Here is a 26,387-nt window from a genome sequence, read left to right on the forward strand (position 1 = left end):
GCGGTCAGCCCGCGGCGGAGAACGCCGTGTCCATCTTCTTGGCGGCGTCACCCGACGCCGCGGCCACGTCCTTCTTGCCGCTGACGATCTCCTGGAACATCGTCGGCAGGACGAGCGAGGAGTCGATCTGTCCCCAGCCGGGCGAGGCCGGCACGAACTTGGCGCCCGAGGCGAGCGTCTCGACGAACGGGGCGACGAACGGCTCTTTCTTCGCCACCTCGGAGCGCACGTCGGTGTACGTCGGCAGGAAGCCCATCGCCGCGAACAGCTTGCGCTGTGTCTCCTTGCCCGCGAGCTCCTTCATGAGGTCCACCGCCAGCGTGCGGTGCGAACTGCTCTTCAGGACACCGATGTTGTTGCCGCCGGCGAAGGCGGGCGCCGTCTTCCCGGACGTGAGCCCCGGCAGCGGTACGACCGCGTACTTGCCCTTCACCGAGCCCGCTTCCACGGCCTGGTGGCTGAAGTCGCCGCCTATCGCCATGGCCGCCTTGCCGGACGCGAAGGCGGTGACGGTCGCGTTGCCGCCCATGGAGGCGCACTTGGCGGCCGGGCAGTTGTCGTCGCCGAACAGCGAGGTGTAGGCCTTGATGCCCTTCTGGGCGGCGGGGCTGTTGATGGCGGACTTGTAGGTACCGCCGTCCTCCTTCGCCAGTTCACCGCCGTTGGCCCAGATGAAGGGCATCGCTCCGTAGGTGTACGCGCCGCCGACCGCGATCCCGTACAGGTCGGGCTTCTGCGCGCGGATCTTCTTGGCGGTGGAGATCAGCTCGTCCTGCGTCTTCGGGGGCTTCAGGCCCAGTTCGCCGAAGACGTCGGTGCGGTAGTACAGGGCCCGTACGCCGACGAAGAAGGGCGCGCCGTAGATCTTGTCGTCGACGGTGACCGACTGGGTGGCCGTCGGGTCGGCGGACTTCGCGTCCTCCCAGTCCTCGAACTCCTTGCTGACGTCCTCGAGTCCGCCGTCCTTGACGTAGCCGGCGGTATCGGTGTTGCCGTACTCGATCAGGTCCGGGGCGCTCTTCGGGTCGTTGAAGGCCGCCTTGATCCGCTGGGCGCGGGTCTCGACGGGGATGTACTCGATCTCGACCTTGCTGTCCTTGTGCTTCTCGGTGAAGGCGGCGACGGCCTCGTCGACGACCTTCTCCTTGGGCTTGTTGTTGACCTCCTGGAACAGCCAGACCCGCAGGGTCCCCTTCTTCTCGTCCTTGTCGGCACTGCTGTCGGAGGTCTGCGGGGCACAGGCGGTGGCGGTGAGGCCCGCCAGGACAAGTGCCGCGACGGGTGCGGCGATTCGGGCGCTGAGCTTCATGGGTGATCCCCTACGGGTCTTCGTTGCAACATACGCAACCAACGTTTCGTGCTGCACAACACGCAGGAGGCTAGAGCCGCTCAAACACGGGGACAAGAGGTCTCAACCACCTTGTGACCGCCGGGTGCACTCCGTGCAACGCGAACGGCCCCTGTGGCGCGCACATGTGCGCGCCACAGGGGCCGTACCGGTTCGGGGTCCGGCCGCCGGGACCCGGTGGGTCCGCGGCCGGGGGTTACTTCTTGTCCTTGCCGCCCTTGTCCTTGTCGCCACCCGGGCCCATGGACTCGTAGATCTCCTTGCACATCGGGCAGACCGGGTACTTCTTGGGGTCGCGCCCCGGCACCCAGACCTTCCCGCACAGCGCCACGACGGGAGTGCCGTCGAGGGCACTCGCCATGATCTTGTCCTTCTGGACGTAGTGGGCGAAGCGCTCGTGGTCGCCGTCGCCGCTCGACACCTGCGGCGTCGGTTCTACGAGGGTTCCCGTCCCAGACCCGCGCTCGGGCTCAAGAGTGCTCATGAGCTCCAAGGGTACTCACACCCGCGAGCCACCGGCGCCGTCGGTGCCGGTCCGTTGTCGGCCTCCGGTGTCACCCGCCGGTCAGTTCAGCGAGGGGTCGTCCGGATACGTCGCGAACATCGCCAGTTCGTTGCGCTGTCTGCGCAGTACCGCCCGCCACAGCGTCTCCGGCTGCGGCGACGACACATCGCCCGGCTCGGACTCCACGACGTACCAGGCGCCCTCGCCGAGCTCGTCCTCCAGCTGGCCCGGCCCCCACCCCGCGTACCCGGCGAAGATGCGCAGCGAGCCGAGCGCCGCGCCGAGCAGCTCCGGCGGTGTCTCCAGGTCGACCAGACCGATCGCGCCGTAGACCCGGCGCCAGCCGAGCGGCCCCTCGTCGCCCGGGATCACCGCGACACCGAGCGCCGAGTCCAGGGAGACCGGGCCGCCCTGGAAGACCACACCGGGATCGCCGGCCAGCCCGGCCCAGGGCTCCAGGATGTCGCCGACGTCGACGGGGGTCGGCCGGTTGAGGACCACGCCGAGCGAGCCCTCGTCGTCGTGGTCGAGCAACAGGACCACCGCCCGGTCGAAGTTGGGGTCGGCGAGGGCGGGTGTGGCGACGAGCAGCCGCCCTGTGAGCGAGGACACCTCGGTCATGCGAGACATGATCCCGCATCTTGGCCCCGCGCGGGGCCCGAGCGAGGACAGTGTGAGAACCGGCGCAGCTCAGGACGGGCCGCGGCACCGGCCGGAGCCCGCCCCCGGCGGTGACGCTCCGCGAATCCGCATGAACCGTACGTGTTGTACCGAATTCATTACGCGTCTGAAGCGTCCTTGCCCTTACGGGGCAGGGGTGACAGCCCCTTACCCTTTTCTCTGGCCCCCTGTCCGACCTTCCCCTCGTACCACTGAGGGGGACCCTCCGGAACGCGAGATTCATGACCGGCACAGACGATGTACTGCTTGTCCACGGCGGAACCCCGCTGGAGGGCGAAATCCGCGTCCGCGGCGCCAAGAACCTGGTGCCGAAGGCCATGGTCGCCGCTCTGCTCGGCAGCGGGCCGAGCAGGCTGCGCAACGTGCCCGACATCCGCGATGTGCGGGTCGTCCGTGGACTGCTGCAGCTGCACGGTGTGACGGTGCGGCCGGGCGAGGAGCCCGGCGAGCTGGTGCTCGACCCGACGCACGTCGAGAGCGCCAACGTCGCCGACATCGATGCCCACGCGGGGTCCTCGCGGATCCCGATCCTCTTCTGCGGCCCGCTGCTGCACCGCCTCGGCCATGCCTTCATCCCCGGCCTCGGCGGCTGCGACATCGGCGGCCGTCCGATCGACTTCCACTTCGACGTGCTGCGTCAGTTCGGCGCGACCATCGAGAAGCGGGCGGACGGGCAGTACCTGGAGGCCCCGCAGCGGCTGCGCGGCACCAAGATCCGTCTGCCGTACCCGTCGGTCGGCTCCACCGAGCAGGTGCTGCTGACGGCGGTGCTGGCGGAGGGCGTCACCGAGCTGTCGAACGCGGCGGTGGAGCCGGAGATCGAGGACCTCATCTGCGTGCTGCAGAAGATGGGCGCCATCATCTCCATGGACACCGACCGGACGATCCGGATCACCGGTGTCGACCAGCTCGGGGGCTACAACCACAAGGCGCTCCCCGACCGCCTGGAGGCGGCCTCCTGGGCGTCCGCGGCGCTCGCCACCGAGGGCAACATCTACGTGCGCGGCGCCCAGCAGCGCTCGATGATGACGTTCCTCAACACCTACCGGAGGGTCGGTGGCGCGTTCGAGATCGACGACGAGGGCATCCGCTTCTGGCACCCGGGCGGCTCGCTCAACGCCATCGCCCTGGAGACGGACGTGCACCCCGGTTTCCAGACCGACTGGCAGCAGCCCCTCGTGGTGGCCCTCACCCAGGCCGCCGGGCTCTCCATCGTCCACGAGACGGTCTACGAGTCCCGTCTCGGCTTCACCTCCGCGCTCAACCAGATGGGCGCACACATCCAGCTGTACCGCGAGTGCCTGGGCGGCTCCGACTGCCGCTTCGGCCAGCGCAACTTCCTGCACTCGGCGGTCGTGTCGGGCCCGACGAAGCTCCAGGGCGCCGATCTGGTCATTCCCGACCTGCGCGGCGGCTTCTCGTACCTGATCGCGGCGCTGGCGGCGCAGGGGACGTCCCGCGTCCACGGCATCGACCTGATCAACCGCGGCTACGAGAACTTCATGCAGAAGCTCATGGAGCTCGGTGCCAAGGTCGAGCTGCCCGGCGGGGCGCTCGTCTGACGCCGGAGGGCGTCAGACGTCTCAGAGCCCGGAAACGCACAGAAGGGCGGCCACCCGAGTGGGTGGCCGCCCTTCGTGTCGCTAGGGGTTACTTGCCCTTCGCGGCTTCCTTGAGCTTCGAGCCCGCGGAGACCTTCACGCTGTAGCCGGCCGGGATCTGGATCGGGTCGCCGGTCTGCGGGTTACGAGCGGTGCGAGCGGCACGGTGGGTGCGCTCGAAGGTCAGGAAGCCGGGGATGGTGACCTTCTCGTCACCCTTGGCGACAACCTCGCCGACGGTCTCGGCGAGAGCGGCCAGCACGGCGTCGGCGTCCTTGCGGGTCACCTCGGCGCGGTCGGCCAGCGCGGCCACCAGCTCACTGCGGTTCATGTTCTTACTCCCGTGTTCTTCTTGCCTGTCAGGCGTGAGATCGAAGCCGATGCTGCCAGGGCCCTCGGACAGTCCCCGGACCCGGGTCTGCAGTTCCAGACCCTCGCGCCCGATTACGCATCCTGCCCCCACCAACGGCGGGAAAGCCAATCCGGCACCCTCCAGAGTCACACGAAAAGCGCTACTGCCTCGTCGTGGTGACGTTCCGTCCACTCGCTGGAGACTCCCTGGAGCCGCCGGGCTATGGTCCGCCACCCTAGAGCGGCGGCCGGGGCCCCGCGACTCACGACGCGCCGGTGGTCACGCCCACAGCCTTCGCGGCGTTGCGCACCGCACCGGCGACCGCCCCCGCGACCTTGTCGTTGAAGACGGAGGGGATGATGTAGTTCGGGTTCAGCTCGTCCTCGGTGACGACGTCCGCCAGCGCGGTTGCGGCCGCGAGCATCATCTCGGTGTTGACGGTGCGGGACTGAGCGTCCAGCAGACCGCGGAAGACGCCCGGGAACACCAGCACGTTGTTGATCTGGTTCGGGAAGTCGGAGCGGCCGGTGGCGACAACCGCCGCCGTCTGGCGCGCGATTGCCGGGTCGACCTCGGGGTCGGGGTTCGCGAGCGCGAAGACGATGGCGCCGTCCGCCATGGCCGCGACGTCCTCGCCGCCGAGCACGTTGGGGGCCGAGACGCCGATGAAGACGTCCGCACCGACGGTGGCCTCCTTGAGCGTGCCGCGGACACCCTCGGGGTTGGTGTTGTCGGCGATCCAGCGCAGCGCGGAACCCGGCGCCGCGTCCACGAGGTCCTCGCGCTCCGCGTGCACCACACCGTGGATGTCGGCGACGACGGCGTGCTTCACACCGGCTGCGATCAGCAGTTTCAGGATGGCCGTACCCGCGGCGCCGGCACCGGACATGACGACCCGTACGTCACCGACCTCCTTGCCGACCACACGCAGCGCGTTGGTCAGGGCGGCCAGCACGACGATGGCGGTGCCGTGCTGGTCGTCGTGGAAGACGGGGATGTCCAGGGCCTCCCGCAGCCGCGCCTCGATCTCGAAGCAGCGGGGCGCGGAGATGTCCTCCAGGTTGATACCGGCGAAGCCCGGGGCGATCGCCTTGACGATCGCGACGATCTCGTCGGTGTCCTGGGTGTCCAGACACAGGGGCCAGGCGTCGATGCCGGCGAACCGCTTGAACAGGGCCGCCTTGCCCTCCATCACGGGCAGCGCGGCCATGGGCCCGATGTTGCCGAGGCCGAGGACGGCGGAGCCGTCGGTGACCACGGCGACGGAGTTGCGCTTGATGGTGAGGCGGCGGGCGTCCTCGGGGTTCTCGGCGATCGCCATGCAGACCCGCGCCACACCCGGCGTGTAGATCATCGAGAGATCGTCACGGTTGCGGATGGGGTGCTTGGACTGCATCTCGATCTTGCCGCCGAGGTGCATCAGGAACGTACGGTCGGAGACCTTGCCGACGACGACGCCGACGATCTCGCGCAGCTCCTCGACGATCTCATCGGCGTGCGTGGTGGAGCTGGCCGCGATCGTCACGTCGATCCGCAGCTTCTCGTGGCCGGAGGCGGTCACGTCCAGGCCGGTCACGGAGCCGCCGGAGGACTCCACGGCCGTGGTCAGCTGGGAGACCGCGGTTCCGCTCGCGGGCACCTCCAGCCGGACCGTCATCGAGTACGAGACGCTGGGCGCCGTTGCCATGACCGGGTTCCTCTGCTTTCCCTAGCTTCATTGCCATGCGGCCGTGGCTACTGCCCGGCGACGCCCTCCGATGGTCGCACCTACCTGCGGGTAGCAGGTAATACTGGTCGTTTAGTTTTCGGAAAGCTTTTTCCACCATACGAGATATGCGGGGGAAACAGAAGAGGCCCACGTCCCCGAGGGGACGTGGGCCTCTTCCGATGTGGTGTAAGTGACACCGACCCGCCATGCTCGCCTCGCGGCAAGTGGTCGCTCTGAGCGACGAAGGTTGGGCCCGGGGGCTTGGATCGGGCCGGTGTCACGAACCAGGCTAACAAAGACTCCCCGAAGGTGATTCCCCTACGACGAGTTGACCGCGGATCAATCCCGCAGCAGGTCGGGGACCCCGTCCGCGTCCGGGTCGTCACGGCGCCCCGACACCACGGTGAGCTGCTGTGTCGCACGGGTCAGCGCGACGTACAGCACCCGCAGCCCCGCCGGGGACTCGTCCGCGATCTCCGCCGGGGAGACCACCACCGTCGCGTCGTACTCCAGTCCCTTCGCCTCCAGCGAGCCGAGCGCCACGACCCGCTCGCCGAGCCCCTCCAGCCAACGCGCCACCTCGGCGCGGCGGTTCATCGCCGCCACCACACCGACCGTGCCGTCGACGCGGTCCAGCAGGCGCTGCGCCTCCTCCCGGACGGTGCCGGCCAGGTCGTCGCCCCGGACGACCGCGAAGCGCGGCTCGACGCCCGTGGAGCGCACCGCGGACGGGGACTCCATGCCGGGCATGGCGAGCGCCAGCACTTTGGCGGCGAGTTCCGCGATCTCCGCCGGGTTGCGGTAGTTGACCGTGAGCTGGAAACGCCGGCGCGGACGGCTGCCCAGTGCCTCGTCGCGCGCTTCGGCCGCCTCGTCCGGGTCCGACCAGGACGACTGGGCCGGGTCGCCGACGATCGTCCAGGTCGCGTGCCGGCCGCGGCGGCCGACCATCCGCCACTGCATGGGCGTGAGGTCCTGCGCCTCGTCGACGATGACGTGGGCGTACTCCTCGCGCTCCGCCGCGAGACGCTCGGCGCGCTCGCGCTGCGTCTCCTCGCGCTGCGGCATCAGCTCCTCCAGACCGGTGAGCTGGTCCAGCGGGTCGAGTTCGCGCCTGCGGCGCGGGCGCGCCGGGGAGCCGAGCAGCGTCTGCAATTCGTCGAGCAGCGCCACATCGTGCACGGACAGCGGGCCCTGGCCCTCGGGCCCGATCCTGCGCAGCGAGCGCGCCAGCCGTCGCACCTCGCCCGGATTGAGCACCCGGCGGGCCCAGCGCCCCAGCCGCCGCTCGTCCGCCATCGCGACGAGCACCCGGCGCGGGGTCAGCTCGGGCCACCACGCGTCCAGGAAGGCGATGAAGCTGTCCTCGCCGGTGATGTCCTCGTCGAAGGAGGACCGCAGCTCCGCGGCGAGCTCGGGATCCGTGTGCCGGGAGCCGGCCCCGGACTTCGCCCACAGGGCGTCGAGCAGCAGCCTGCGGGCGCGCGGGCGCAGCAGGTTGACCGGTGTGGTGCCGCCGAGGACGTTGTGGCGGATGCGCCCGAGTTCCTCGGCCTCGAGTTCGAGCCGGCGGTTGAAGGCGACCACCCGCAGGCGCGTGGGCGGGCCCGTCGGCGCGTCCTGCGGCTCCTCGCCGAAGGCCAGCTGGCCGTTGCGGTGCCCGCTGCCGTTGCCGTTCTGCGGTGCGGTGGGTCCGAAGAGTTCCAGGGCGCCTCTGGCGGCCTTGCGGAGGACCTTCAGCATCCGGGACGAGCCCTTGATGCGCGCCACGGCCGGTTCGTCGTACGCCGTGGCCTCGGCGCCGTCGACCAGATGGCCGACCGCGCGGATCGCGACCTGCCCCTCCTCGCCCAGTGAGGGCAGCACGCCCTCGGTGTAGGAGACGAGCAGCGGGGTCGGCGAGACGATCAGGATGCCGCCCGCGTAACGCCGGCGGTCCTGGTAGAGGAGATAGGCGGCCCGGTGCAGCGCCACGGCGGTCTTGCCGGTGCCGGGGCCGCCCTCGACGTAGGTGACGGACGCGGCGGGCGCGCGGATCACCAGGTCCTGCTCGGCCTGGATGGAGGCGACGATGTCCCGCATGGTGTGGCTGCGGGCCTGGCCGAGCGCCGCCATCAGCGCGCCGTCGCCGATCACCGGGAGCCGGTCGCCGCCGAGTGTCGCGGTGAGCTCGGGTCTCATCAGGTCGTCCTCGACACCGAGGACCTTGCGGCCCTTGGAGCGGATGACCCGGCGGCGCACCACGCGGCCGGGGTCGACCGGGGTCGAGCGGTAGAAGGGCGCGGCGGCCGGTGCGCGCCAGTCGATGACCAGGGGCGCGTAGTCGGAGTCGAGGACGCCGATACGGCCGATGTGCAGGGTCTCCGCGATGTCGGCGGTGTTGTCGGCTCCCACCGCGTCGTCCGCAGGTTCCACCGAGGTGTACGCCCCGTCGGGTCCCTTCTGCCCGTCCTTGCCGAGCAGCAGGTCGATCCGCCCGAAGAGGAAATCCTCGAACTCGTTGTTGAGCCGATTGAGGTGGATGCCGGCGCGGAAGACCTGGGCATCCCGTTCGGCGAGAGCACCCGGTGTGCCGACCTGGCCGCGTTTCGCGGCGTCGTGCATCAGGAATTCCGCCTCGTGGATCTTCTCCTCGAGGCGGCGGTACACCTGGTCCAGATGTTCCTGTTCGACACCGATTTCCCGGTCCCGGACAGAGTCGACAGCGGCTTCCTGCGCGGCCACCGAGGGCCCCCTTCTGACGTGCACTGGGCAGCCGTCAACCCTATGCGAAGGGGGCGTTTCTGTCAGGCCTCGACTTCCACCAGCTTTTTGCCCTCGAACGTACGGACCTCGAAGTGGTCGATGTCGTTACTGTCCATCGCCGCTCCGCCGTGGACGTACAGCGGCTTCTTGCCGGCCGGGTTCGGGCTGTCGGGAATGCCGTAGCCCCACTCCGGGACGGCCCAGGAGGTCACGATCTCCTCCTCGCCGGTCTTGGAGACGGCGATCAGATTGCACTTGAGCGGCCCTTTGACGTTCTTCAGTTCCAGAACGGTGTGGGTGCCCCAGGCCTTCTTCTCCATGCCGACCGCGGCGCTGACCTTGGTCGTCGCGTCCGTGTGGTCGACCTTGTCCTGGATGTGGGCGAAGGCGTCCTCGGCGGGGGACGTGGAGTGCGGCTGGGCCTGGGTGCTGCCCGTGTCGTCCGCCGTCACCACGACGGCCGCGGCGGGGCCACCGATGATCAGGGCCGCGGCGGCCGCGACCAGGTACATCCCGCGCCGGCGCTTGGCCGCCCGCTTGGCGGCGACCTCGTCCAGCAGGCCGTTCAGCACCTTGGGGCTGGGGGGAGCGGGTACGACGGGAACGGGCCGCGACGGCGGGGCGTCCATCCAGCCCGGCGGCTGCATGCTCCGCATGCCCGGCAGATTGACCACGTTGCTGCTCGGTCCCGGTGCGGGGGCCTCGGCCAGCATCGCCAGCATGGGCTCCATACCGGAGAAGTCCTCGAGGTGGGCGGCGCAGATCTGGCAGCCGGCCAGATGCATCTCGAAGGCGGCGGCGTCAGCATCGTCGAGCACGCCGAGCACATACGCGCCAACGGCATCGTGGACGGATTCCTGCTCGTGCATGGTCATGCCCTGACCCCCCTTTCCTCCAGTGCGAGCTTCATGGAACGGAGTGCGTAGAACACCCGGGACCGCACCGTCCCACTGGGTATGCCGAGAGTCTCGGCAGCCTCATTGACCGTGCGCCCCTTGAAATACGTCTCGACAAGAACTTCCCTGTGGGCGGGCGTCAAATCATCGAGTGCATCAGAGAGCGTCATCAGCCACAACGCCTTGTCGATCTCGTCCTCCGCAGGCATGACCTCCAGCGGCGACGGATCGACCTCCTGCGGCCGGGCCTGCCGGCTGCGGTGACCGTCGATGACGATGCGGCGTGCGACCGTCACCAGCCAGGGTCGGACAGAGCCGGTTGCTCGGTTGAGCTGACCGGCGTTCTTCCAGGCACGGATGAGCGTCTCCTGCACCACGTCCTCGGCACGCTGGCGATCGCCGGCAACAAGGCGCAGTACATAGGCGAGCAGAGGACCCGCATGTTCGCGATAGAGCGCGCGCATGAGTTCCTCATCAGGTGCTGAGGAGTCGGTGCGTGGCTTATCGCTTCGATGGCGTGCCCTCTGCGGACGGTCATCGGCCACGGCGGCATCCTTGCGCACCTGAACCTCCCGGTCGAGACCCTGTTTCGGCTGGCTGCTTGTCCCCCTTCACTACGGGGTACGCAGGAGGATCACTCAACGGGTGGCCGAAAAAGTTTCAAGATCTTTCAGGGTGTCCGGTTCGGGGTGTTACGGGAGGCCTCAGGCCCGGGCCACGGAGGCCCGGCGCCGGTGCCGGGCGACCCGTTCGCGGTTGCCGCAGACCTCACTGGAACACCACCGCCGGCGCCGGCCGCGGGAGGTGTCCAGATAGACGCGGCGACAGCTCTCGCCCTGGCACTGCCGCAGCCCCGCCCTGGCCTCCGGATCGGTCAGCAACTCCACGGCGTCGCGTGCGATCGCGGCGAGCAGGGAGGCGCAGTCGGGTGCCGAGCCGAGGGCCCGTACGAGCGTGCCGTCGGCGCCCCGGACGGCTCGGGGGGCGGGCGGCGCATCGGCCGCGGCCAGAGCGTTCACCCGCTCCAGGGCGGATTCCGCGTACCGGTCGTCGATCTCGGCGCGTATCAACTGACTGAGCGCGCCGCGCAGTTCGACGAAACGTTCCACCTGGCGGGCGTCCGCCTCACCGAGCGGCGTGCCGGCCGGCACCAGTCCGGCACCGGTCAGCCAGCGGCCGAGCCGCCCGGCTCCGGCCAGCGGTTCGCCCTCGCCCGGCTCGGCCTCCGCGGTCGCCATCAGGTCCAGGCAGAGGCGCCCGGAGTCGAACCGCCAGTCGTACGACGCCGTACCGCTCGCGCCTGCGGTCATGCGCCTGTCACCGCCTCGGGGTCACCGCCGGGTGTCCCCACCAGAGTGCCCGTCCGGGCGTGCGGCCGGAACCCCTCGTTCTGGTCCGTCCGGCCGCACCCGGGACGTCAGTCGCGGACGAGCGAGGGCGCGATGTCCTCATGGCGCTCGACCGGGGTCGCGCTGCGCGCGGAGGCGGGCTTCTTGCCGCAGAAGGCGGCCTCCAGCGTCAGCGGCATGACATTCAACACATCGCTGGTGTTGGAGGTGTTCGCGAGGGAGGTGATGGTGCGCTTTCCGTCTTTCGACGTGAAGGAGTACGTGTAGTAGCCCTGGACGGTGCCCGTGTGTCCGTAGACGGAGACACCGCAGGACAGATCGCGGCGGCGCAGCCCGAGACCGTAGCCCTGGGTGCTGTTGACCGGCACCCACTCCTGCATCTGCGCCAGCCGGGCCGAGGACATCAGCTTCCCGCGCAGCAGGGCGGAGACGAAGGTGTTCAGGTCGTGGGTGCTGGAGATCATCGCGCCCGCGCTCTGCGCCCAGGAGGCGGTCTGCCGGGTCGAGTCCACGAGCGGTGCGCCCGCCTCGTCGGGCCGGAGGTAGCCCTTGACGTGACGTCCGGGGACCGCGGTGCCGGGGTGGACGTAGAAGGTGTCCGTCAGCTTCAGCGGCTTGATGATCCGGTCGCGGTACTCGGTCTGCACCGTACGGCCGGTGGCCTTCTCGATCAGCATCCCCGCGACGACGAAGTTGGTGTTGGAGTACGCGTGGGTGGTGCCGGGCTCGACGGTCAGCGGCTTCTCCAGCGAGAGCTTCACCAGCTCCCGGTGGCTGAACACCTTGTTGCGCACGGCCTCGAAGCCCGGGACGGTCCGGGCGAACATCTCGTCGGTGTAGTCGTGCAGCCCGCTGCGGTGGCTGAGCAGATGGCGCACCGTGATCCGGTCGTCCGGCAGCAGCCCGGGCAGATACGTGTTCACCGACGTGTCCAGGTCCAGACGGCCCTCGTCGACCAGCTGGAGCACGACCACCGAGGTGAACGTCTTGGTGACGCTCCCGATGCGGAAGCGGTCGTCGGTGTTCATCGCCCGGCCGGTGGCCTTGTCCGCGACGCCCTCGGTGAGGCCGCGGACCGCGCCGTGGTCGTCGATCCGGGCCATCGCGCCCGGGGCGCCCTTCGCCAGGGCCGAGCGCAGGGCCTCGCGCAGGGCGGTCAGGTCGGGTGCCGGCATCGTCGTGGCGGGGGCCGCCGGAACTGCCGGTGCCGCCGGTGCCGCGCTGTCTGCGGCGGGGGCCGCCGGTGCCGCGAAGGCGGTCGGTGCGGGGACTGCGAGGAAGGACAGCAGGGCCGCGCCCAGCGCCGTACCTCTGCCCACCATGCCTGCGACCATCAGGTTCTTCTCCCATGTCCGGTTGCGTACGGCAACGTCCGTTGCCGGCCGGGCCGCTGACGCGACGTCGGCACCACTTGTACGCGCCGGCCCACCGATCGGGTTGCATGCCGGGAGATGAATCCCTCGTGCGTGTCGCCCGCACGCCTGGGGTCTGTCGTTCGGATCGGGCCGCCTCAGAGGGGCGGCGGGTCGTCGTGCAGGATGCGCTGGAAGAGCAGGTGGTCGCGCCAGGCGCCGTTGATGTGCAGGTACTTCGGGGCCATGCCGATCCGCTCGAAGCCGCACTTGGCGAGCACCCGCTGGGAGGCGGCGTTGTCGAGCAGGGTGTCCGCCTCCACCCGGTGCAGGCCCAGGTCCTCGCGGGCGGCCCGGCAGACCTCCTCGACCGCGCGGGTGGCGAGCCCGCGGCCGGTGAACTCGGCGTCGATCCAGTAGCCGAGCTGCGCACTGCGGAACGGGCCGAGAGCGATACCGGAGAGAGTGAGCCCGCCCACGATCCGGGTGCCCGCGTGGAAGTGCCAGCGCCGGGTGGTGGGATCGGGTGCCAGCCGGACGGCCTGCCCCTCGGCCGTGTAGAACAGCTCGGGGCGGTCCGGTTCGCAGGGGCGCATATGGGCCCGGTTGCGGGCCAGGGCACGGGCCACGGGTCCCGCGAGGCGCTGGGCGGCGTCCGGCCCGTCGGGCAGCAGAAGCGGAAGGTCATCGCTCATCCTGCGTACCGTAGACGCCCGGACATGCTCCTGCGACGCTCGCCCATGGAGAGTCCGGGCCGTCGGCGCTGAACTGGTCACATGACACAGAACACGACGGAGAACAGGTCAGGAGGCCGCGGCGGCAGGGCGGCCCTCGCGGCGGCGACGGCGACCACCGGTCTGGTGGCGGGCATCTGGTTCGCCTACGCGATATCGGTGATGCCGGCGCTCGCGCGCAGTGACGACCGCACGTACATCGAGGTGATGCAGAACGTGGACGACGTGATCCAGAACCCCCTCTTCTTCCTGGTGTTCCTGGGTGCGCTCGTCCTCACCGCGATCGCCGGCCGGCAGCAGTGGCGGTCCCCGCTGCGCCCCTGGGTGCTCGCGGCGCTGGTGCTGTACTCGGCGGCGTTCCTGTCGACCGTGCTGATGAGCGTGCCGCTGAACGAGGAGCTGGTCGCGGCCGGGGATCCGGCGCGGATCGCCGATCCGGCGGCCGTGCGGGACGCGTACGAGGACCCGTGGGTCGCCTGGAACATCGTGCGCGGGGTGCTGAACACCGCCGCCCTGGGGTGCCTGTGCTGGGCGAGCACGCTGATGCGTCAGACGTCGCCGTACTTGGTGTCCGCGGCCGGGTCCAGCGCGAGCCGGTAACCGCGCTTGACGACGGTCTGGATCAGCTTGGGCACGCCGAGTGCGGTCCGCAGCCGGGCCATGGCGGTCTCGACGGCGTGCTCGTCCCGGCCCGCGCCGGGCAGGGTGCCGAGCAGATCGGCGCGGGAGACGACCCAGCCGGGGCGCCGGGACAGGGCCCGCAGCATGGCCATCCCGGCGGGCGGTACGGGCCGCAGTTCGTCGTCGACGAGGACGGCGTGGCCGCGGATCTCCAGGCGGCGTCCGGCGACCGGGAACGTACGGGCACGCGACGGCAGTTCGGCGCCCAGCACCTGCACCAGCGGCCCGAGCCGGAAGCGCTCGGGCTGGACGGTCGGGATGCCGCGTGCCTGGAGCGGCAGCGCGGTGACCGGTCCCACGCAGGCGGCCAGCACATCGTGTTCCAGTGCGTGCAGCAGCAGTTCGAGCTGTCCTCGCGTCTCGGCGCGGGAGAGCAGCGACGCGGCGGCCGGCGCACTGGTGAAGGTGACGGCGTCCAGGGAGCGCGCGACGACCGCGTCCAGCAGCCGGTCCACGGGGGCCAGGTCCTCCGGGGGCATCCACCGGTAGACGGGGACGAGGACGACATCGGCGCCCGCGACCCGCAGCGACTCGACGAATCCGGGCAGCGGTTCGCCGTGCAGCTGGAGGGCGATCCGGCGGCCGGAGACTCCTTCGGCGAGGAGCCGGTCGAGGACCTCGGCCATGGACTCCGAGGCCGGTGACCATTCCTCGGTGAGGCCCGCGGCGCGGATCGCGCCCTTCACCTTCGGGCCGCGGGCCAGCAGTTCGACGCCCCGCAGACAGGCCAGCAGTTCCTCGCCGTACCCCCAGCCGTCGGCGGCCTCCACCCAGCCGCGGAAGCCGATGGCGGTGGTGGCGACGGCGACATCGGGGGCGTGGTCGATCAACTCCTTGGTGGCCGCGAGGAGTTCCGCGTCATCGGCGAGCGGGACGATCCGCAGCGCGGGAGCGTGCAGGACGGTGGCTCCCCGGCGGTGCAGCAGCGCTCCGAGTTCATCGGCACGGCGGGCGGCCGTGACACCGATGGTGAAGCCGGCGAGCGGCCCGTGGACGGAGCGCCGCGGCTCCTGGGTCTGCTGCGGCCGGTCGCTCGGTGGCTGCCGGTCGCTCAGTGGCTGCCGGTCGCTCAGTGGCTGCCGGTCGGGCTGTTCCTGCCGGCCGCTCGGTGCCTGCGGCCGGCCGTGCTGTTCCTGCTGCTCGCTCTGTTGCTGCTGCTCGTTCTGTTCCTGCTGGTCGTGCATCCGGTGTCCCCACTCTGCCGCCCATCCTGCGCGGATGAGGCGACCGAGCCTGTCAAGGGTGCGTGACAGGCTCGGTTCGCCGGTATTTCCCCGCCGTTACGGACGTGTCCGGCTCAGACCCGCGCGTATCCGAGCTGCGGCTCCGCCTCGGGCGCCTCGGTGCGCACCGGCGCGGGCGCGGGCCGGCGAAGGTATACCGCCCAGGTCACGACCGAGCACACCGCGTAGAAGAGCAGGAAGCCGACGAAGGCCGCGGTGCCCGTACCGGCGCTCTGGAACGACTGGCGGAAGGCGAGGTTGATTCCGAGCCCGCCGAGCGCGCCCACGGCACCGATGAGACCCATCGACGCCCCGGACAGCCGCCGGCCGTAGGCGGCAGCCGCCTCGCCCGTCATGCCCTTCGCCAGCGCCTTCGCCTGGAAGATGCCGGGGATCATCTTGTACGTCGAGCCGTTGCCCAGCCCGGTGAGCACGAACAGGGCGATGAAGCCGACGAGGAACACCGGCAGGGACTCCTGCACGGAGGCGGTGACGACCACGCCCGTGGCCGCCGCCATCGCGAGGAAGTTGCCGAGCGTGATGCGCGCCCCGCCGAAGCGGTCCGCGAGCGCGCCGCCGACGGGCCGGATGAGCGAGCCGAGCAGCGGTCCGATGAAGGTGAGGGAGGCGGCCTGGAGCGGGGTGCGTCCGAACTGTGTCTGGAGCACGAGGCCGAAGGCGAAGCTGTAGCCGATGAACGAGCCGAAGGTGCCGACGTAGAGGAACGCCATGATCCAGGTGTGGCCGTCCCGGACGGCTTCTTTGGCGGCGCCCGTGTCGTTCTTCACCGGCGCGAGGTTGTCCATCCACAGGGCCGCGCAGACGGCGGCGACGACGATCAGCGGGATGTAGGCGCCGAGCACGATGCGCGGATGAGCCGCGCCCGCGGTCCCGATGACGAGCAGCCCGACGAGCTGCACCACCGGCACCCCGATGTTGCCGCCGCCGGCGTTGACGCCGAGGGCCCAGCCCTTCTTCCGCAGCGGGAAGAAGGAGTTGATGTTCGTCATCGAGGAGGCGAAGTTGCCGCCGCCGACGCCGGTGAGCGCGGCGACCAGGAGGAAGGTGCCGTACGAGGTCCCCGGCTCCATCACTGCGTATGCGGCGCCGGTCGGCAGCAGCAGCATCAGGGCGCTGAAGACCGTCCAGTTCCGGCCGCCGAACCGGGCGACCGCGAAGGTGTACGGCACCCGGATCACGGCGCCCACCAGGGTGGCCGTACCGATCAGGAAGAACTTCCCGGCCGGGTCGACGCCGTACTCGGGTCCCATGAACAGCACCATCACCGACCACAGGGTCCAGATGGAGAACCCGATGTGCTCGCTGAGCACGGAGAAGACGAGATTCCGCCGGGCGGTCCTCTCCCCCGTCGTACGCCAGAAGGTCTCGTCCTCCGGGTCCCACTGTTCGATCCACCGGCCTGCCATGACGCGCCTCCACGGGTGTCGGGTCGTGGAGACGACGCTAGGGACGGCGCGTTTCGGCCCCGATGGCAGCAGGTGACCGATGCGCAACCTTGCTCTCACCCGGCGGTCAGCGCGTGTGTGAGCCGCGCTTGCGCAGCGGGGTGCCGTTGGGCCACAGCCGGGGCCGCCGCCTGGCCGCGAGGTCCTCGGCGGGGCCGAACAGCAGGATGCACAGCGCGATCAGCGCCCAGGCGAGCAGCAGGACGGGCACCCAGCTCTCCAGCAGCCACGGCGCTCCCTCGCTCAGGGCGTCGAGCGACCACATGCGGTCCCACAGCGTCGCGGCGGCGAGGATGCACACGTTGTGCCAGAGGTAGACGGTCACGGCACGGGAGTTGAGCAGGGTGACCACGCCGTCGAGGCGGCGCAGCCGCTGCGGCCACTCCTGCCACGACGGACTGAAGTGGAGCAGCAGCAGGACCGCGCCGAGCGACCAGAGAGCTTGTGCGGTCGGGATGCCGTCCAGCTCCACCCCCGGCTCGCCGAAGCCGTGGCGGGTGGCCCACCACAGGCCGGCCGGCATGAGGAGCACCGGGGCGAGGGAGGGGACGACATAGCGCGGCAGCCGGGCGAGCAGGCCCTCCTGGTGCGCCATGCCGAGCATCCAGCAGGCGCCGAAGGTGCTGAAGTCGGTGACCGCGGAGTCGATCCGTCCCGGCAGCGGGAGCTGCCCGGCGCTGAGCAGGACCGAGAGCGCCACGGGCGCGAGAAGAGCCGGCCAGGGAAGCCGCCGCAGCAGCCGCAGGAGCAGGGGCGACAGCAGGACGAACCACAGATAGGCGCGGAGGTACCAGAGCGGCTCGGCCATGTCCGCGGCCCATTCGGCGGCCAGGAACGGCGGGTCGCTCAGCGGCAGGATCCAGAACACCGCGGACGGCCCTGGCCGCCAGCCGTGGACCACCATCAGGGTGCCGCACACCGCGCCGAGGACCCACACCGGCGGCAGCAGACGGCGTACCCGGCTGCGGATCACCTGGAGGGCGGGACGCTCCAGCGAGCGGGCCATCAGCGCGCCCGCGAGCGCGAACATCACGCCCATGGAGGGGAAGAGCAGCGGCAGCCAGGCCCAGCCCACCAGGTGGTAGAGCACGACGCGGAAGAGGGCGAGCGCACGCAGCAGGTCGAAGTAGCGGTCCCGGCGGGCTGCCGGGGCCTCGGTCGGCGCAGCGGCGTGCGCGGGCGTCGTCCCGGTGACGGAGGGGGTCATCCGACCGGCCTCCGGTTCTCGTCGCTGCGCCGCGGAGCGGGTACGGCGCCGGGCGCCTCGACCGTTCCGGTGCGCCGCAGCTTCTGCCAGCGCAGCCGGCCGCCGGTCAGGGCCGTGATCCAGGACTGGAGCAGCACGACGTACATCAGTTGGCGGTAGAGCAGTTGCTGGAGGGGCAGCGAGATCAGATGGATCATCTTCTCGCCGTCCAGCCGGAACGCGTAGGCGGCGCAGACGACCTGGACGGCGAGGACGCCGAGCCAGGCGACGATCGTCTTCAGTGTGGGCCCGAAGACGAGTCCGTAGAGCAGGAAGACGTCGATCAGCGGGGCCAGCAGCGGTGCGAGCACCATGAAGAGGGAGACCAGCGGCAGTCCGACCCGCCCGAAGCGGCCGGACGGGCCGCGTTCCACGAGGGCCCGGCGGTGCTTCCAGATCGCCTGCATGGTCCCGTACGACCACCGGTAGCGCTGCGACCACAGCTGCTGCACGCTCTCCGGTGCCTCGGTCCAGGCGCGGGCCTTCTCCGCGTAGACGACATGCCAGCCGTCGCGGTGCATGGCCATGGTGATGTCGGTGTCCTCGGCGAGGGTGTCCTCGCTCATGCCGCCGACGCGCTCCAGCGCCTCGCGGCGGAAGGCGCCGACCGCGCCGGGGATGGTGGGCATGCAGCGCAGCAGGTCGTACATACGGCGGTCGAGGTTGAAGCCCATCACGTACTCGATGTGCTGCCAGGCGCCGATGAGGGTGTCGCGGTTGCCGACCTTGGCGTTGCCGGCGACGGCGCCGACGCGCTGGTCGCCGAAGGGCTGCACCAGTTCGCGGACGGTGGAGGGCTCGAAGACGGTGTCGCCGTCCATCATCACGATGAGGTCGTGCCGGGCGTGCCGGATGCCGTTGTTGAGGGCTTCCGGCTTGCCGGAGTTGACCTGGCGGACGACGTGGACGTTGGGCAGCCCCATCGCGTCGACGAGATCGGCCGTGCCGTCCGCGGACCCGTCGTCGATGACGACGACCTCGATGGGATGGTCGCTCGCCATCAGGGAGCGGACGGTGTTCTCGATGCACTCCTTCTCGTTGTACGCGGGAACCAGCACCGTCACCGGTTCGGTGACCGGCGGGCCCCATCGGAAGGTGCGGCGGCGCACCTTGCGGGCGTGCGCGAACGAGAGAAGGAGCATCAGGCCGAACCGGGCGAGGACCAGGACACCGATGACGGCGAGCCCGGCGACCAGGACGCCGGTGGTGTTCTCCGAGACGGCGACCGCGGCGACGAACGCCTTGCCCTTCCACAGGTCGGTGCCGGTGACCGGGGTGTGGGCGCTGGGTGCGCCGAGTGCCTCGGTGAGGTTGGCAAAGGTGTAGCCCCTGGCCTTCATCTGCGGCAGCAGCCGTTCGAGCGCGGCGACGGTCTGCGAGCGTTCGCCGCCGGAGTCGTGCATCAGCACGATCGAGCCCTTGGTGCCCGGGGGCGTGGCCCGGTCGAGGATCGCCTGGGCGCCGGGGCGCTTCCAGTCCTCGGAGTCGGTGTTGTTGAAGACGGTGATGTAGCCGTGGCTGCCGATGTACTGGGCGACCGGCCAGGACTTGTTGTCGAGGGCCTCGGAGGACGAGGAGTACGGCGGCCGGAACAGGGAGGTGCGGATGCCGGCCGCTCCGGCGAGCGCCAGCTGGTTCTGGGAGAGCTCCCAGTCGATCCGGTCGGTGGACTGGAAGGCCAGGTCGGGGTGGTTGAAGGTGTGCAGCCCGATCTCGTGGCCCTCCCGCACCATCCGTGCGACGAGGTCGGGGTACCGGGACGCCATGGTGCCGGTGATGAAGAAGACGGCGTGGGCGTCGTGCGCCTTCAGGGCGTCGAGGACCCGGGGCGTCCAGACCGGGTCCGGACCGTCGTCGAAGGTGAGCACCAGTTTGCGGTCGGGCACGGTCAGGGCCTTGGGATCGGCCTTGTCGCGTACGTCGATGACCGGCCCGCCGTCGAGGATCTTCTGCGGCACCTGGTCGGACGGGGCCGGTGGCCGCACGCGGTGGTCGGCGAGGATCTCACTGTGCACATAGCCGCGCAGCATCAGCATGGCCGCCAGCGCGATCAGGAAGACCACGGGGAGCAGATAGCGCATGGGGAGTCGCCGGCGAACGCCGGACCGGGGCCTCCGCCGCTGCGGGGCCCCTCTGCCGTGACGGGTCATCGAGGGTCTTTCGTTGGGATCAGGCCGGGTCGGTGAGTGGGGGTCCCCCCACGCCCGCAGGGCGTAGGGGGAGGTTCTGGTGCGTGCGATCGCAAGGCGGAGGAGGGAGCCGACGCGGTGGGGGCACCTCCCGTGCCCGCAGGCTGCGGGTGGGGGCACCTCCCGTGCCCGCAGGGCAACGGGGGACGTCGGCGACGGACGACAACGCGGCGTGGGGGCACCCGTGCCCGAAGGGCTACGGGGGAGTGCGTGCCAGGGCACACGAGCCCCGGCAAGCCCAACGAGAGGCCCTAACGTGCGCCTTCTTGCGCGGGAGGTTCGACGGGCGCGCTCGTGGGCGCGGAGGGAGAGGGCGAGGGGTCCACGGGGCTGGCCACCGGCTCGGGCACGGGGTCGCCGCCGCCCGGGGAGGAGGTGGGCGACGGCCCGCCGCCGGGTGCGGGAACGCCGCCGCCGGAGGAGGGCTTGGCGGCCGCGGGGGCCGACGCCTTGGCACCGCGGGCCGCCGGAACCCCCTTCGGGGCACCGCTCGACGCCGTGCCCGAGGGCCGCTGCGGCAGTACGGCGCCGGTGGAGTCGGTGGGCGCCGGGGCTCCGGGACGGTAGGCGGGGGCGTCGCCCGCGGAGACCGATTCGCTGGGAGCGGGCTCGACCTCCACCTTCTCCTTCTTCTTGCTCTCCGCGAACTGGCTGATGCCGGGCAGCCACGGTGCGGTGGAGCTGCCGCCGACGAGTGCGGTCACGAGGGTGACGGCGTAGCAGGCGCAGACGGCGGCCAGCACCCAGCCGGCCCGGCGCAACTTCTTGCTTCTGCGGCCGCTCTCGTCCACGAACACCGGGCCGTCCGAGCCTTCCTGGGCGGGCGGTTCAGACGCCGGCTCCCCCAGTTTCCGGCCCAGTCCGTCCAGTTGGACGGTGACGTCGTTCGGCTCATGCGTATGCCCGGTAAGAGCATCTTCTTGCCAATTTTCCACAGCTGTGCGCACATCCCCCACTGGCTCAATACGGATGCGCGGACGTATGTCGTGAACTCGGCCTGGGTCCCCACCCGCCCCGAGCGCCCTCTGTTGCACCGCATCCGGAGGGACGAACGTAGCCCACACGAGGTACCGAACGGGCGGTTCTGTCAGTTGTTGTCACACATGAGCGCGATGTCGCAATCAGGCAACCATTCCGAAGCCTCCCTTTCCAGCCAGCCCTCCCGCGCGCCCAGTTCGTCGACCGCCGCATGCAGGGCATCCACGCCCGGATGGCGCATTCCCCTGCGCCACACCATCGACAGCGGCGACAGCGGAACAGGGTCGACGATCGGGCGCATGACCGTGCCCGCCACGGCCGGGAAGTCCACCACCGCGAGGACCGGATTACGGGTCTTCGCCATCACCCGGCGGAACTCCTCGACGCCCACCGCCACCGGCGCGGGCGGCGCGAGCGCGATCCCCCGGCCCGCGAACAGGTGCCGTGCGAGATCCGTCCACTCCAGTGTCCGGGGGTTGCCCGCACCGGCGTAGACGGTCTCCCCCGCGAGCGCGTCCAGCGGAACACGCTCGCGCGCGGCCAGCGGATGATCGTGCGGCAGGACGACGCCCAGCGGTTCGTACCGGACGATCCGATGGGACAGCAGCGCCCGGACCGGGCCTTCGAGTCCGGCGAAGCGCCCGAAGGAGACGTCGAGCCGCCCCGCGACGATCTCCGCGGCGGCACCGGTCAGCCCGCTCTCGAAGCGGGCCATCAGCTCGCATTCGGGGGCGAGTTCACGTGCTCGCGCGAGGATGCGGCCGGACACCATGCCCTCGCTGTTGAGGTCGACCAGCAGCGGCCGGGCGGCGGCGGCGAACGCGGCCCTCAGCTCGTCGTGCGCCGCGAGGACCGTCCGCGCGTACGGCAGCAGCCGTTCACCGTCGGCCGTGAGTGTCACCCGCCGGGTGCTCCGTACGAACAGCACGGCCCCCAACTCCCGCTCCAGCCGCCGGACATCACGGCTCAGCGCCTGCTGGGCGACGTACAGCCGGGCCGCGGCGCGGGTGAAGTGCAGTTCGTCGGCGACGGCGGCGAAGGCACGCAGCAGCCGTGGTTCGATGTCCATGGGCACCGGGCGAATTTACAACGCCGGTGCGTCAATCAGCTCCCCATAGGTGTTGGACCCCATTCTGACCTGCGGCGATGGTGGTTCCATGCCGTACGCCAGACTCTTCGCGACCCCGGGTGCCCGCGCCTTCACCGCCGGAAATCTCCTCGCCCGTCTCCCCATGGGGATGTTCAGCGTCAGCGCCGTCATCATGATCGCCGGATCGCGGGGCTCCTACGCGCTCGCCGGCGCCGTCACCGCGACCGGTCTGGCGGCCACCGCCCTCGTCGCCCCGTGGACGGCCCGGCTCGTGGACCGCCACGGACAGGCCCGCGTGGCCGTACCCGCGACCGCCCTCGCCGCGCTCGGCTCCCTCGCCCTCCTGCTGTGCATACGCTTCGACGCACCGGACTGGACGCTCTTCGCCGCGTACGCCGCCACCGCCACCACCCCCAACACCGGTGGCATGTCCCGCGCCCGGTGGGCCCACATCCACCGGGAGCCCACACCCGAGAACGCGGCCGCACTGCACACCGCGAACTCCTTCGAACAGGCCGCCGACGAGCTCTGCTTCATGCTCGGCCCGGTCCTCGCCGCTCTCCTGTGCTCGGCCCTGTTTCCCGAGGCGGGCACCCTGACCGGCGCGGTCCTGCTGCTGACCGGCGTCCTGATCTTCGCGGCCCAGCGCTCCACCGAGCCGCCCGTCTCCGACCGCACCCCCGGCGCGCGATCCCCGCTGCGCACCCCGGGGATGGCCACCCTGCTCGCGGTCTTCCTGGCCACCGGCACGGTCTTCGGCGCCCTGGAGGTCAGCACCCTCGCCATCCTCGACGGCCCCCGGGCCGGGCTGCTGCTGGGCCTCCAGGCAGCGGGTTCGTGCGCCGCGGGCCTGCTCTACGGAACGGTCCGCGCGGCCGGGAACCTGCCGGGCCGGCTCGCCGCCTGTCTGGCGGCCATGACCGCCCTGATGACGCTGCCCCTACTGGCGGCCCGCACCGGATCGGCCGTCGTTCTCGCGGCGGCCCTGCTCCTGGCGGGCGCCGCCACCGCGCCGACGATGGTGACGGGAATGTCCCTGGTCCAGCGGATGACCCCGCAGGGCAGCCTCAACGAGGGCATGACGCTCGCCGTCACGGCGATCCTCGGAGGGATCGCGGCCGGCTCGGCCGCGGCGGGCTGGACGGTCGAGCACGCGGGCGCGGAGTACGGGTACGCGATCCCGGTGTGTGCGGCCGCGCTGGCGCTGCTGCTGGCCTGCGTGGCGGGAGCAGGCGCGGCGAAGGCCCGGCTGTCGTAGAAGGCGGGGCTTTCCGCCCACGTCAGGGGCCGATTTCTCCGGACGGCTGTCGCTCCGGCACCCACCCGTGGTTCACTAGTCTGAGAACGAACTAGTCGAACTCACGGAGTAGAGAGCAGAGTTGACTACACATGGCCGCTGTGGAGTCGGGCTGGCTGCGAGGGGTGCTCCCCCTGGCGATCGCCGCCGCGCTGGCCGACGGCGATCGGCACGGGTACGCGCTGGTGCAGGAGTTGGCCGCCCGCGGTTTCGGCACGATCCGCGGCGGCGCTCTGTACCCGGTCCTCGGCCGACTGGAGACCGACGGCGTGGTGGAGGCGCGGTGGGAGCCCGGTGAGGGCGGGCCGGGGCGCAAGGTCTACCGGCTCACCGAAGCGGGGCGGGACCGGCTGCGTGAAGAGTCCATCAGCTGGAAGCAGTTCTCCGACGCGATGGATCAACTCCTCGCCCAGAGCAGGCAGGCGCCGCCATGACGGATGAGACGACCCGGTGGCACGCGCGGCTTCGACTGGCGCTGGCCGCACAGTCGGTGGACAGCACGCTCGCGGACACGGTGCTGGACGAAGTCGCACAGCACTGCGCGGACAGCGGCGAGAGCCCCGAGGACGCCTTCGGCACGCCGGAGGCGTACGCGGCCACGGTGGTCGGCGAGCGCCTCCCGCCCGAGGAGCGTCTCCGTTACCGGGTCCGGCCTGCTGCGACGATCCGCACCGCACTCGTCCCGATCGGCACGGCCGCTCTGGTGGCGGGTGCCTGTCTGTGGGTCACGGCCGGACTCACGCTGTCCCTGACCCCTGCCGGGCTGGTCGGCTCGTCGTTCGTCGTCGCCGCCCTGGCGGGCGGCCATCTCGCGGCCACCGCCACGCGATCCCGGCTCCGCACCGCGGGACGGGTGCTCGTGGCCGCCGCGACGGTGCTGGGCGCGACGGCCTTCACCACCCTCTCCCGCGCGACCGTCGGCCATCTGCCCACCCCAGCGCTGTGCCTCCTGGGACTCGCGCTGCTCGGGTGGGCCACACAGGACACATCCACCGCAGAACCTGAAGGAGAAACCATGCAGCAGCGGACCGGCAAACAGAACACGGACGGGCGTGAGGAGTGGCTCCGCCGGCTGCCCCAGCTGCTCGAAGAGCGCCATGCCGTGCCCCGTGCGCGCGCCGCGGAGCTCACCAGGGAAGCCGCCGACCACCTCGCCGCCGCCGACCACGCGCCCGAGGAGGAGTTCGGGCCCGTGGAGCTGTACGCGCTGCGGCTGTCCGAAGAGGAGTCTCCCCGCCCGCGGTGGTGGCAGCGCGGCGACATCCAGAACGCGATACTCGCCGTGATCCTCGCCGGCTATCTGGTGGCGAATCTCGCTTCCGGCGGCCCGTTCTGGCAGACCGCCCTCGCCGCCGGCGCGCTCGCCGTGAGCCTGGCGCTCGTGGCCCTTCCTGTGGTGCGCAGGCAACGCAACGGCTCACCCCGTCGTCAACACCACTGACGGCTCCGCGGAATCGGTGCCGACGGCGCCCGCTGACCAGGAGCCCCGTCGACCGGCCCGCCCCAAGGACCGTTGGGGACCTCCGGGCGATGATGCCCGGTCCGACCACGGGGGTGGGAGCCGTCATGGCGTCCGGTCTTCCCTTGTGCCGGACCCTCGCGGTCCAGGAACGCCGGCGCCCGCCGCCGGGGTCGACGACCCGGCGCGCGGATGCCGTCCCCTCCCTGTCTCCTCCCCCCGAGAGAACTCCTGCCATGCTCAGAGCCGAGTCCGGCTTCAGCGTTCTGTCCGACGATTACGCCACCGACCCCTACCCGTACTTCGCCGGGCTGAGGGAACGGCATCCGGTGCACTACGAGCCGGCGATCGACAGCTACTTCCTCTCCCGCCACCAGGACGTGAAGCGGGTGCTGACCGACCATCAGGCGTTCAGTACCGAGACGCTGCAGGTCCGTGCCGAGCCGGTGATGCGCGGTCCGGTCCTCGCCCAGATGACCGGGGCCGAGCACACCGCCAAACGAAAGATCGTCGTCCGGGGCTTCACGGGGCAGGCTCTCCAGGACCACGTACGCGCCATCCACGCCAACGCCGCCGAGCTCATCGCACCCTTCCTTCCCCGCGGCCGGGTGGATCTCGTCAACGACTTCGGCAAGCCCCTGGCCGTCCACGTGACGCTCGACGTCCTCGGCCTGGACAAGAAGGACTGGCAGCAGGTCGCCGACTGGCACAGCGGGGTCGCCGAGTTCATCACCAGCATCGTCCTCACCCCGGAACGCCGCCGGCACTGTCTGGACTGTGCCGAGCAGCTGGAGGCCTACCTCGTCCCGATCATCGAAGAGCGGCGCCGTCACCCCGGCGACGACCTCATATCGACGCTGTGCACCGCCGAGTTCGACGGCATCGGCATGAGCAATCGCGAGGTCACCGCGCTGATCATCAATGTGCTGGCGGCCTCCACCGAGCCCGCCGACAAGACCCTCGCCCTGCTCGTCAAGCACCTCGTCGACCACCCCGAGCAGCTGGCCCAGGTCCGCAGCGACCCGGCCCTGCTGCCCGCCGCGATCGCCGAGACCCTGCGGTACACCCCGCCGGTCCAGCTCATCCCCCGCTCGTCGGAGAAGGACGCCGAGTTCGCCGGCACCACCGTCCCGGCGGGCGCCACCGTCTTCTGCATGATCGGTGCGGCCAACCGCGACCCCGACGCCTTCAGCGCGCCGGACACCTTCGACATCCACCGCCCGGACCTGGGCACCGCACGATCCTTCACCGCCGCCGCCCAGCACCTGGCCTTCGGCACGGGGCTCCACCAGTGCGTCGGTGCGGCCTTCGCGCGCGCCGAGATCGAGACCGTCGCCGGGATGCTGCTCCCCCTGCTCGACCGGGTCCGCTTCAGCCCCGGCTTCGTCTACCGGGAGACCGGCCTGTACACCCGCGGCCCCGCATCGCTGTCCCTGGACTTCTCCCCCGTCCACGAAGGCGCCCCGCGCCCCGCGTGACACCGCCCC

At 70.8% G+C, this 26,387-nt stretch carries 23 protein-coding genes; 6 read left to right on the forward strand and 17 right to left on the reverse strand.

Translation table 11 applies throughout. The features are described from left to right. Nucleotides 1-4: 4 nt before the first annotated feature. The 3 genes from ACQPWZ_RS13885 to ACQPWZ_RS13895 all read right to left on the reverse strand — a co-directional run bounded on the left by ACQPWZ_RS13885 (nt 5) and on the right by ACQPWZ_RS13895 (nt 2,474). Nucleotides 5-1,309, reverse strand: a complete 1,305-nt coding sequence (locus ACQPWZ_RS13885) for an extracellular solute-binding protein (protein WP_383246388.1) — start codon at nt 1,307-1,309, stop codon at nt 5-7. A gap of 235 nt (nt 1,310-1,544) precedes the next feature. After that, complete coding sequence (locus tag ACQPWZ_RS13890) at nt 1,545-1,832, reverse strand: DUF3039 domain-containing protein (RefSeq protein ID WP_340473337.1); 288 nt, start codon at nt 1,830-1,832, stop codon at nt 1,545-1,547. Between the two features lie 81 nt (nt 1,833-1,913). Beyond that, a complete protein-coding gene (locus ACQPWZ_RS13895) occupies nt 1,914-2,474 on the reverse strand; it encodes a YqgE/AlgH family protein (RefSeq protein WP_313946062.1) in 561 nt (186 codons plus the stop codon). 281 nt (nt 2,475-2,755) lie between these two features. Between ACQPWZ_RS13895 and murA the strand changes: the two genes are divergently transcribed. Further along, nucleotides 2,756-4,096 (forward strand): UDP-N-acetylglucosamine 1-carboxyvinyltransferase, encoded by a 1,341-nt coding sequence (gene murA, locus ACQPWZ_RS13900; protein WP_340473338.1) that lies wholly within the window; start codon nt 2,756-2,758, stop codon nt 4,094-4,096. Between the two features lie 88 nt (nt 4,097-4,184). Here murA and ACQPWZ_RS13905 read toward each other — a convergent pair whose 3' ends face one another. The 8 genes from ACQPWZ_RS13905 to ACQPWZ_RS13940 all read right to left on the reverse strand — a co-directional run bounded on the left by ACQPWZ_RS13905 (nt 4,185) and on the right by ACQPWZ_RS13940 (nt 13,232). After that, a complete protein-coding gene (locus ACQPWZ_RS13905; protein ID WP_004571953.1) occupies nt 4,185-4,466 on the reverse strand; it encodes an HU family DNA-binding protein in 282 nt (93 codons plus the stop codon). Between the two features lie 283 nt (nt 4,467-4,749). Continuing rightward, nucleotides 4,750-6,174 (reverse strand): NAD-dependent malic enzyme, encoded by a 1,425-nt coding sequence (locus ACQPWZ_RS13910; RefSeq protein ID WP_340473342.1) that lies wholly within the window; start codon nt 6,172-6,174, stop codon nt 4,750-4,752. Between the two features lie 360 nt (nt 6,175-6,534). Further along, nucleotides 6,535-8,919 carry a HelD family protein gene (locus ACQPWZ_RS13915; protein ID WP_433571477.1) on the reverse strand — a complete coding sequence of 795 codons (2,385 nt, stop codon included), beginning with the start codon at nt 8,917-8,919 and terminating at the stop codon, nt 6,535-6,537. A gap of 62 nt (nt 8,920-8,981) precedes the next feature. After that, a complete protein-coding gene (locus ACQPWZ_RS13920) occupies nt 8,982-9,815 on the reverse strand; it encodes an anti-sigma factor family protein (protein WP_383238361.1) in 834 nt (277 codons plus the stop codon). Beyond that, the gene (locus tag ACQPWZ_RS13925; RefSeq protein ID WP_313946057.1) at nt 9,812-10,399 is read right to left on the reverse strand and encodes a sigma-70 family RNA polymerase sigma factor; all 588 of its coding nucleotides are present in this window, start codon (nt 10,397-10,399) and stop codon (nt 9,812-9,814) included. Before ACQPWZ_RS13925 ends, ACQPWZ_RS13920 begins: the two co-directional genes overlap by 4 nt. A gap of 141 nt (nt 10,400-10,540) precedes the next feature. Continuing rightward, nucleotides 10,541-11,146, reverse strand: coding sequence for a CGNR zinc finger domain-containing protein (locus ACQPWZ_RS13930; RefSeq protein ID WP_356705258.1), 606 nt, complete (start codon nt 11,144-11,146; stop codon nt 10,541-10,543). Nucleotides 11,147-11,253: 107 nt separating this feature from the next. Next, nucleotides 11,254-12,519: a serine hydrolase domain-containing protein gene (locus ACQPWZ_RS13935; protein ID WP_405570051.1), complete on the reverse strand. Its 1,266-nt coding sequence runs from the start codon at nt 12,517-12,519 to the stop codon at nt 11,254-11,256. A gap of 176 nt (nt 12,520-12,695) precedes the next feature. Continuing rightward, nucleotides 12,696-13,232: a GNAT family N-acetyltransferase gene (locus ACQPWZ_RS13940; protein ID WP_356705260.1), complete on the reverse strand. Its 537-nt coding sequence runs from the start codon at nt 13,230-13,232 to the stop codon at nt 12,696-12,698. A gap of 81 nt (nt 13,233-13,313) precedes the next feature. Here ACQPWZ_RS13940 and ACQPWZ_RS13945 point away from each other — a divergent pair, with 81 nt between their 5' ends. Continuing rightward, a complete protein-coding gene (locus ACQPWZ_RS13945) occupies nt 13,314-13,871 on the forward strand; it encodes a DUF1772 domain-containing protein (RefSeq protein WP_433571478.1) in 558 nt (185 codons plus the stop codon). Here ACQPWZ_RS13945 and ACQPWZ_RS13950 read toward each other — a convergent pair. The 6 genes from ACQPWZ_RS13950 to ACQPWZ_RS13975 all read right to left on the reverse strand — a co-directional run bounded on the left by ACQPWZ_RS13950 (nt 13,820) and on the right by ACQPWZ_RS13975 (nt 22,123). After that, nucleotides 13,820-15,136, reverse strand: coding sequence for a uroporphyrinogen-III synthase (locus tag ACQPWZ_RS13950; RefSeq protein WP_433571479.1), 1,317 nt, complete (start codon nt 15,134-15,136; stop codon nt 13,820-13,822). The genes ACQPWZ_RS13945 and ACQPWZ_RS13950 overlap by 52 nt on opposite strands. Before the next feature lie 113 nt (nt 15,137-15,249). Continuing rightward, entirely contained in the window at nt 15,250-16,602 is a 1,353-nt protein-coding gene (locus tag ACQPWZ_RS13955) for a nitrate/nitrite transporter (protein ID WP_405570057.1), read from the reverse strand. Between the two features lie 106 nt (nt 16,603-16,708). Then, nucleotides 16,709-17,848 carry an acyltransferase family protein gene (locus ACQPWZ_RS13960; RefSeq protein ID WP_405570059.1) on the reverse strand — a complete coding sequence of 380 codons (1,140 nt, stop codon included), beginning with the start codon at nt 17,846-17,848 and terminating at the stop codon, nt 16,709-16,711. Further along, nucleotides 17,845-19,968, reverse strand: coding sequence for a bifunctional polysaccharide deacetylase/glycosyltransferase family 2 protein (locus ACQPWZ_RS13965; RefSeq protein WP_433571480.1), 2,124 nt, complete (start codon nt 19,966-19,968; stop codon nt 17,845-17,847). The genes ACQPWZ_RS13960 and ACQPWZ_RS13965 overlap by 4 nt, the downstream gene beginning before the upstream one ends. Nucleotides 19,969-20,327: 359 nt before the next feature. Further along, entirely contained in the window at nt 20,328-20,873 is a 546-nt protein-coding gene (locus tag ACQPWZ_RS13970) for a hypothetical protein (protein WP_433571481.1), read from the reverse strand. A gap of 290 nt (nt 20,874-21,163) precedes the next feature. Next, nucleotides 21,164-22,123, reverse strand: a complete 960-nt coding sequence (locus tag ACQPWZ_RS13975; RefSeq protein WP_405575872.1) for a LysR family transcriptional regulator — start codon at nt 22,121-22,123, stop codon at nt 21,164-21,166. 88 nt (nt 22,124-22,211) lie between these two features. On the opposite strand from ACQPWZ_RS13975, the gene ACQPWZ_RS13980 reads away from it, so the two are divergent. The 4 genes from ACQPWZ_RS13980 (at nt 22,212) to ACQPWZ_RS13995 (ending at nt 26,378) form a co-directional block, all read left to right on the forward strand. Then, nucleotides 22,212-23,402 carry an MFS transporter gene (locus ACQPWZ_RS13980; RefSeq protein WP_433571482.1) on the forward strand — a complete coding sequence of 397 codons (1,191 nt, stop codon included), beginning with the start codon at nt 22,212-22,214 and terminating at the stop codon, nt 23,400-23,402. 131 nt (nt 23,403-23,533) lie between these two features. Further along, nucleotides 23,534-23,875: a PadR family transcriptional regulator gene (locus ACQPWZ_RS13985; protein WP_433571483.1), complete on the forward strand. Its 342-nt coding sequence runs from the start codon at nt 23,534-23,536 to the stop codon at nt 23,873-23,875. Then, nucleotides 23,872-24,882 (forward strand): hypothetical protein, encoded by a 1,011-nt coding sequence (locus ACQPWZ_RS13990; protein WP_433571484.1) that lies wholly within the window; start codon nt 23,872-23,874, stop codon nt 24,880-24,882. Before ACQPWZ_RS13985 ends, ACQPWZ_RS13990 begins: the two co-directional genes overlap by 4 nt. Nucleotides 24,883-25,136: 254 nt before the next feature. Continuing rightward, nucleotides 25,137-26,378, forward strand: coding sequence for a cytochrome P450, cyclodipeptide synthase-associated (locus ACQPWZ_RS13995; RefSeq protein WP_433571485.1), 1,242 nt, complete (start codon nt 25,137-25,139; stop codon nt 26,376-26,378). Nucleotides 26,379-26,387: the final 9 nt, after the last annotated feature.

The organism is Streptomyces sp. CA-251247, from assembly GCF_050952975.1.
Lineage (GTDB): Bacteria > Actinomycetota > Actinomycetes > Streptomycetales > Streptomycetaceae > Streptomyces > Streptomyces achmelvichensis.

Coding starts and splice junctions, on each gene's coding strand:
- ACQPWZ_RS13920 (WP_383238361.1), bottom strand. CDS start 9,815: ATGACCATGCACGAGCAGGAATCCGTCCACGATGCCGTTGGCGCGTAT.
- ACQPWZ_RS13975 (WP_405575872.1), bottom strand. CDS start 22,123: ATGGACATCGAACCACGGCTGCTGCGTGCCTTCGCCGCCGTCGCCGAC.
- ACQPWZ_RS13965 (WP_433571480.1), bottom strand. CDS start 19,968: ATGCGCTATCTGCTCCCCGTGGTCTTCCTGATCGCGCTGGCGGCCATG.
- ACQPWZ_RS13930 (WP_356705258.1), bottom strand. CDS start 11,146: ATGACCGCAGGCGCGAGCGGTACGGCGTCGTACGACTGGCGGTTCGAC.
- ACQPWZ_RS13950 (WP_433571479.1), bottom strand. CDS start 15,136: ATGCACGACCAGCAGGAACAGAACGAGCAGCAGCAACAGAGCGAGCAG.
- ACQPWZ_RS13885 (WP_383246388.1), bottom strand. CDS start 1,309: ATGAAGCTCAGCGCCCGAATCGCCGCACCCGTCGCGGCACTTGTCCTG.
- ACQPWZ_RS13985 (WP_433571483.1), top strand. CDS start 23,534: ATGGCCGCTGTGGAGTCGGGCTGGCTGCGAGGGGTGCTCCCCCTGGCG.
- ACQPWZ_RS13940 (WP_356705260.1), bottom strand. CDS start 13,232: ATGAGCGATGACCTTCCGCTTCTGCTGCCCGACGGGCCGGACGCCGCC.
- ACQPWZ_RS13890 (WP_340473337.1), bottom strand. CDS start 1,832: ATGAGCACTCTTGAGCCCGAGCGCGGGTCTGGGACGGGAACCCTCGTA.
- ACQPWZ_RS13990 (WP_433571484.1), top strand. CDS start 23,872: ATGACGGATGAGACGACCCGGTGGCACGCGCGGCTTCGACTGGCGCTG.
- ACQPWZ_RS13995 (WP_433571485.1), top strand. CDS start 25,137: ATGCTCAGAGCCGAGTCCGGCTTCAGCGTTCTGTCCGACGATTACGCC.
- ACQPWZ_RS13935 (WP_405570051.1), bottom strand. CDS start 12,519: ATGGTCGCAGGCATGGTGGGCAGAGGTACGGCGCTGGGCGCGGCCCTG.
- ACQPWZ_RS13955 (WP_405570057.1), bottom strand. CDS start 16,602: ATGGCAGGCCGGTGGATCGAACAGTGGGACCCGGAGGACGAGACCTTC.
- ACQPWZ_RS13945 (WP_433571478.1), top strand. CDS start 13,314: ATGACACAGAACACGACGGAGAACAGGTCAGGAGGCCGCGGCGGCAGG.
- ACQPWZ_RS13960 (WP_405570059.1), bottom strand. CDS start 17,848: ATGACCCCCTCCGTCACCGGGACGACGCCCGCGCACGCCGCTGCGCCG.
- ACQPWZ_RS13895 (WP_313946062.1), bottom strand. CDS start 2,474: ATGACCGAGGTGTCCTCGCTCACAGGGCGGCTGCTCGTCGCCACACCC.
- ACQPWZ_RS13910 (WP_340473342.1), bottom strand. CDS start 6,174: ATGGCAACGGCGCCCAGCGTCTCGTACTCGATGACGGTCCGGCTGGAG.
- ACQPWZ_RS13980 (WP_433571482.1), top strand. CDS start 22,212: ATGCCGTACGCCAGACTCTTCGCGACCCCGGGTGCCCGCGCCTTCACC.
- murA (WP_340473338.1), top strand. CDS start 2,756: ATGACCGGCACAGACGATGTACTGCTTGTCCACGGCGGAACCCCGCTG.
- ACQPWZ_RS13905 (WP_004571953.1), bottom strand. CDS start 4,466: ATGAACCGCAGTGAGCTGGTGGCCGCGCTGGCCGACCGCGCCGAGGTG.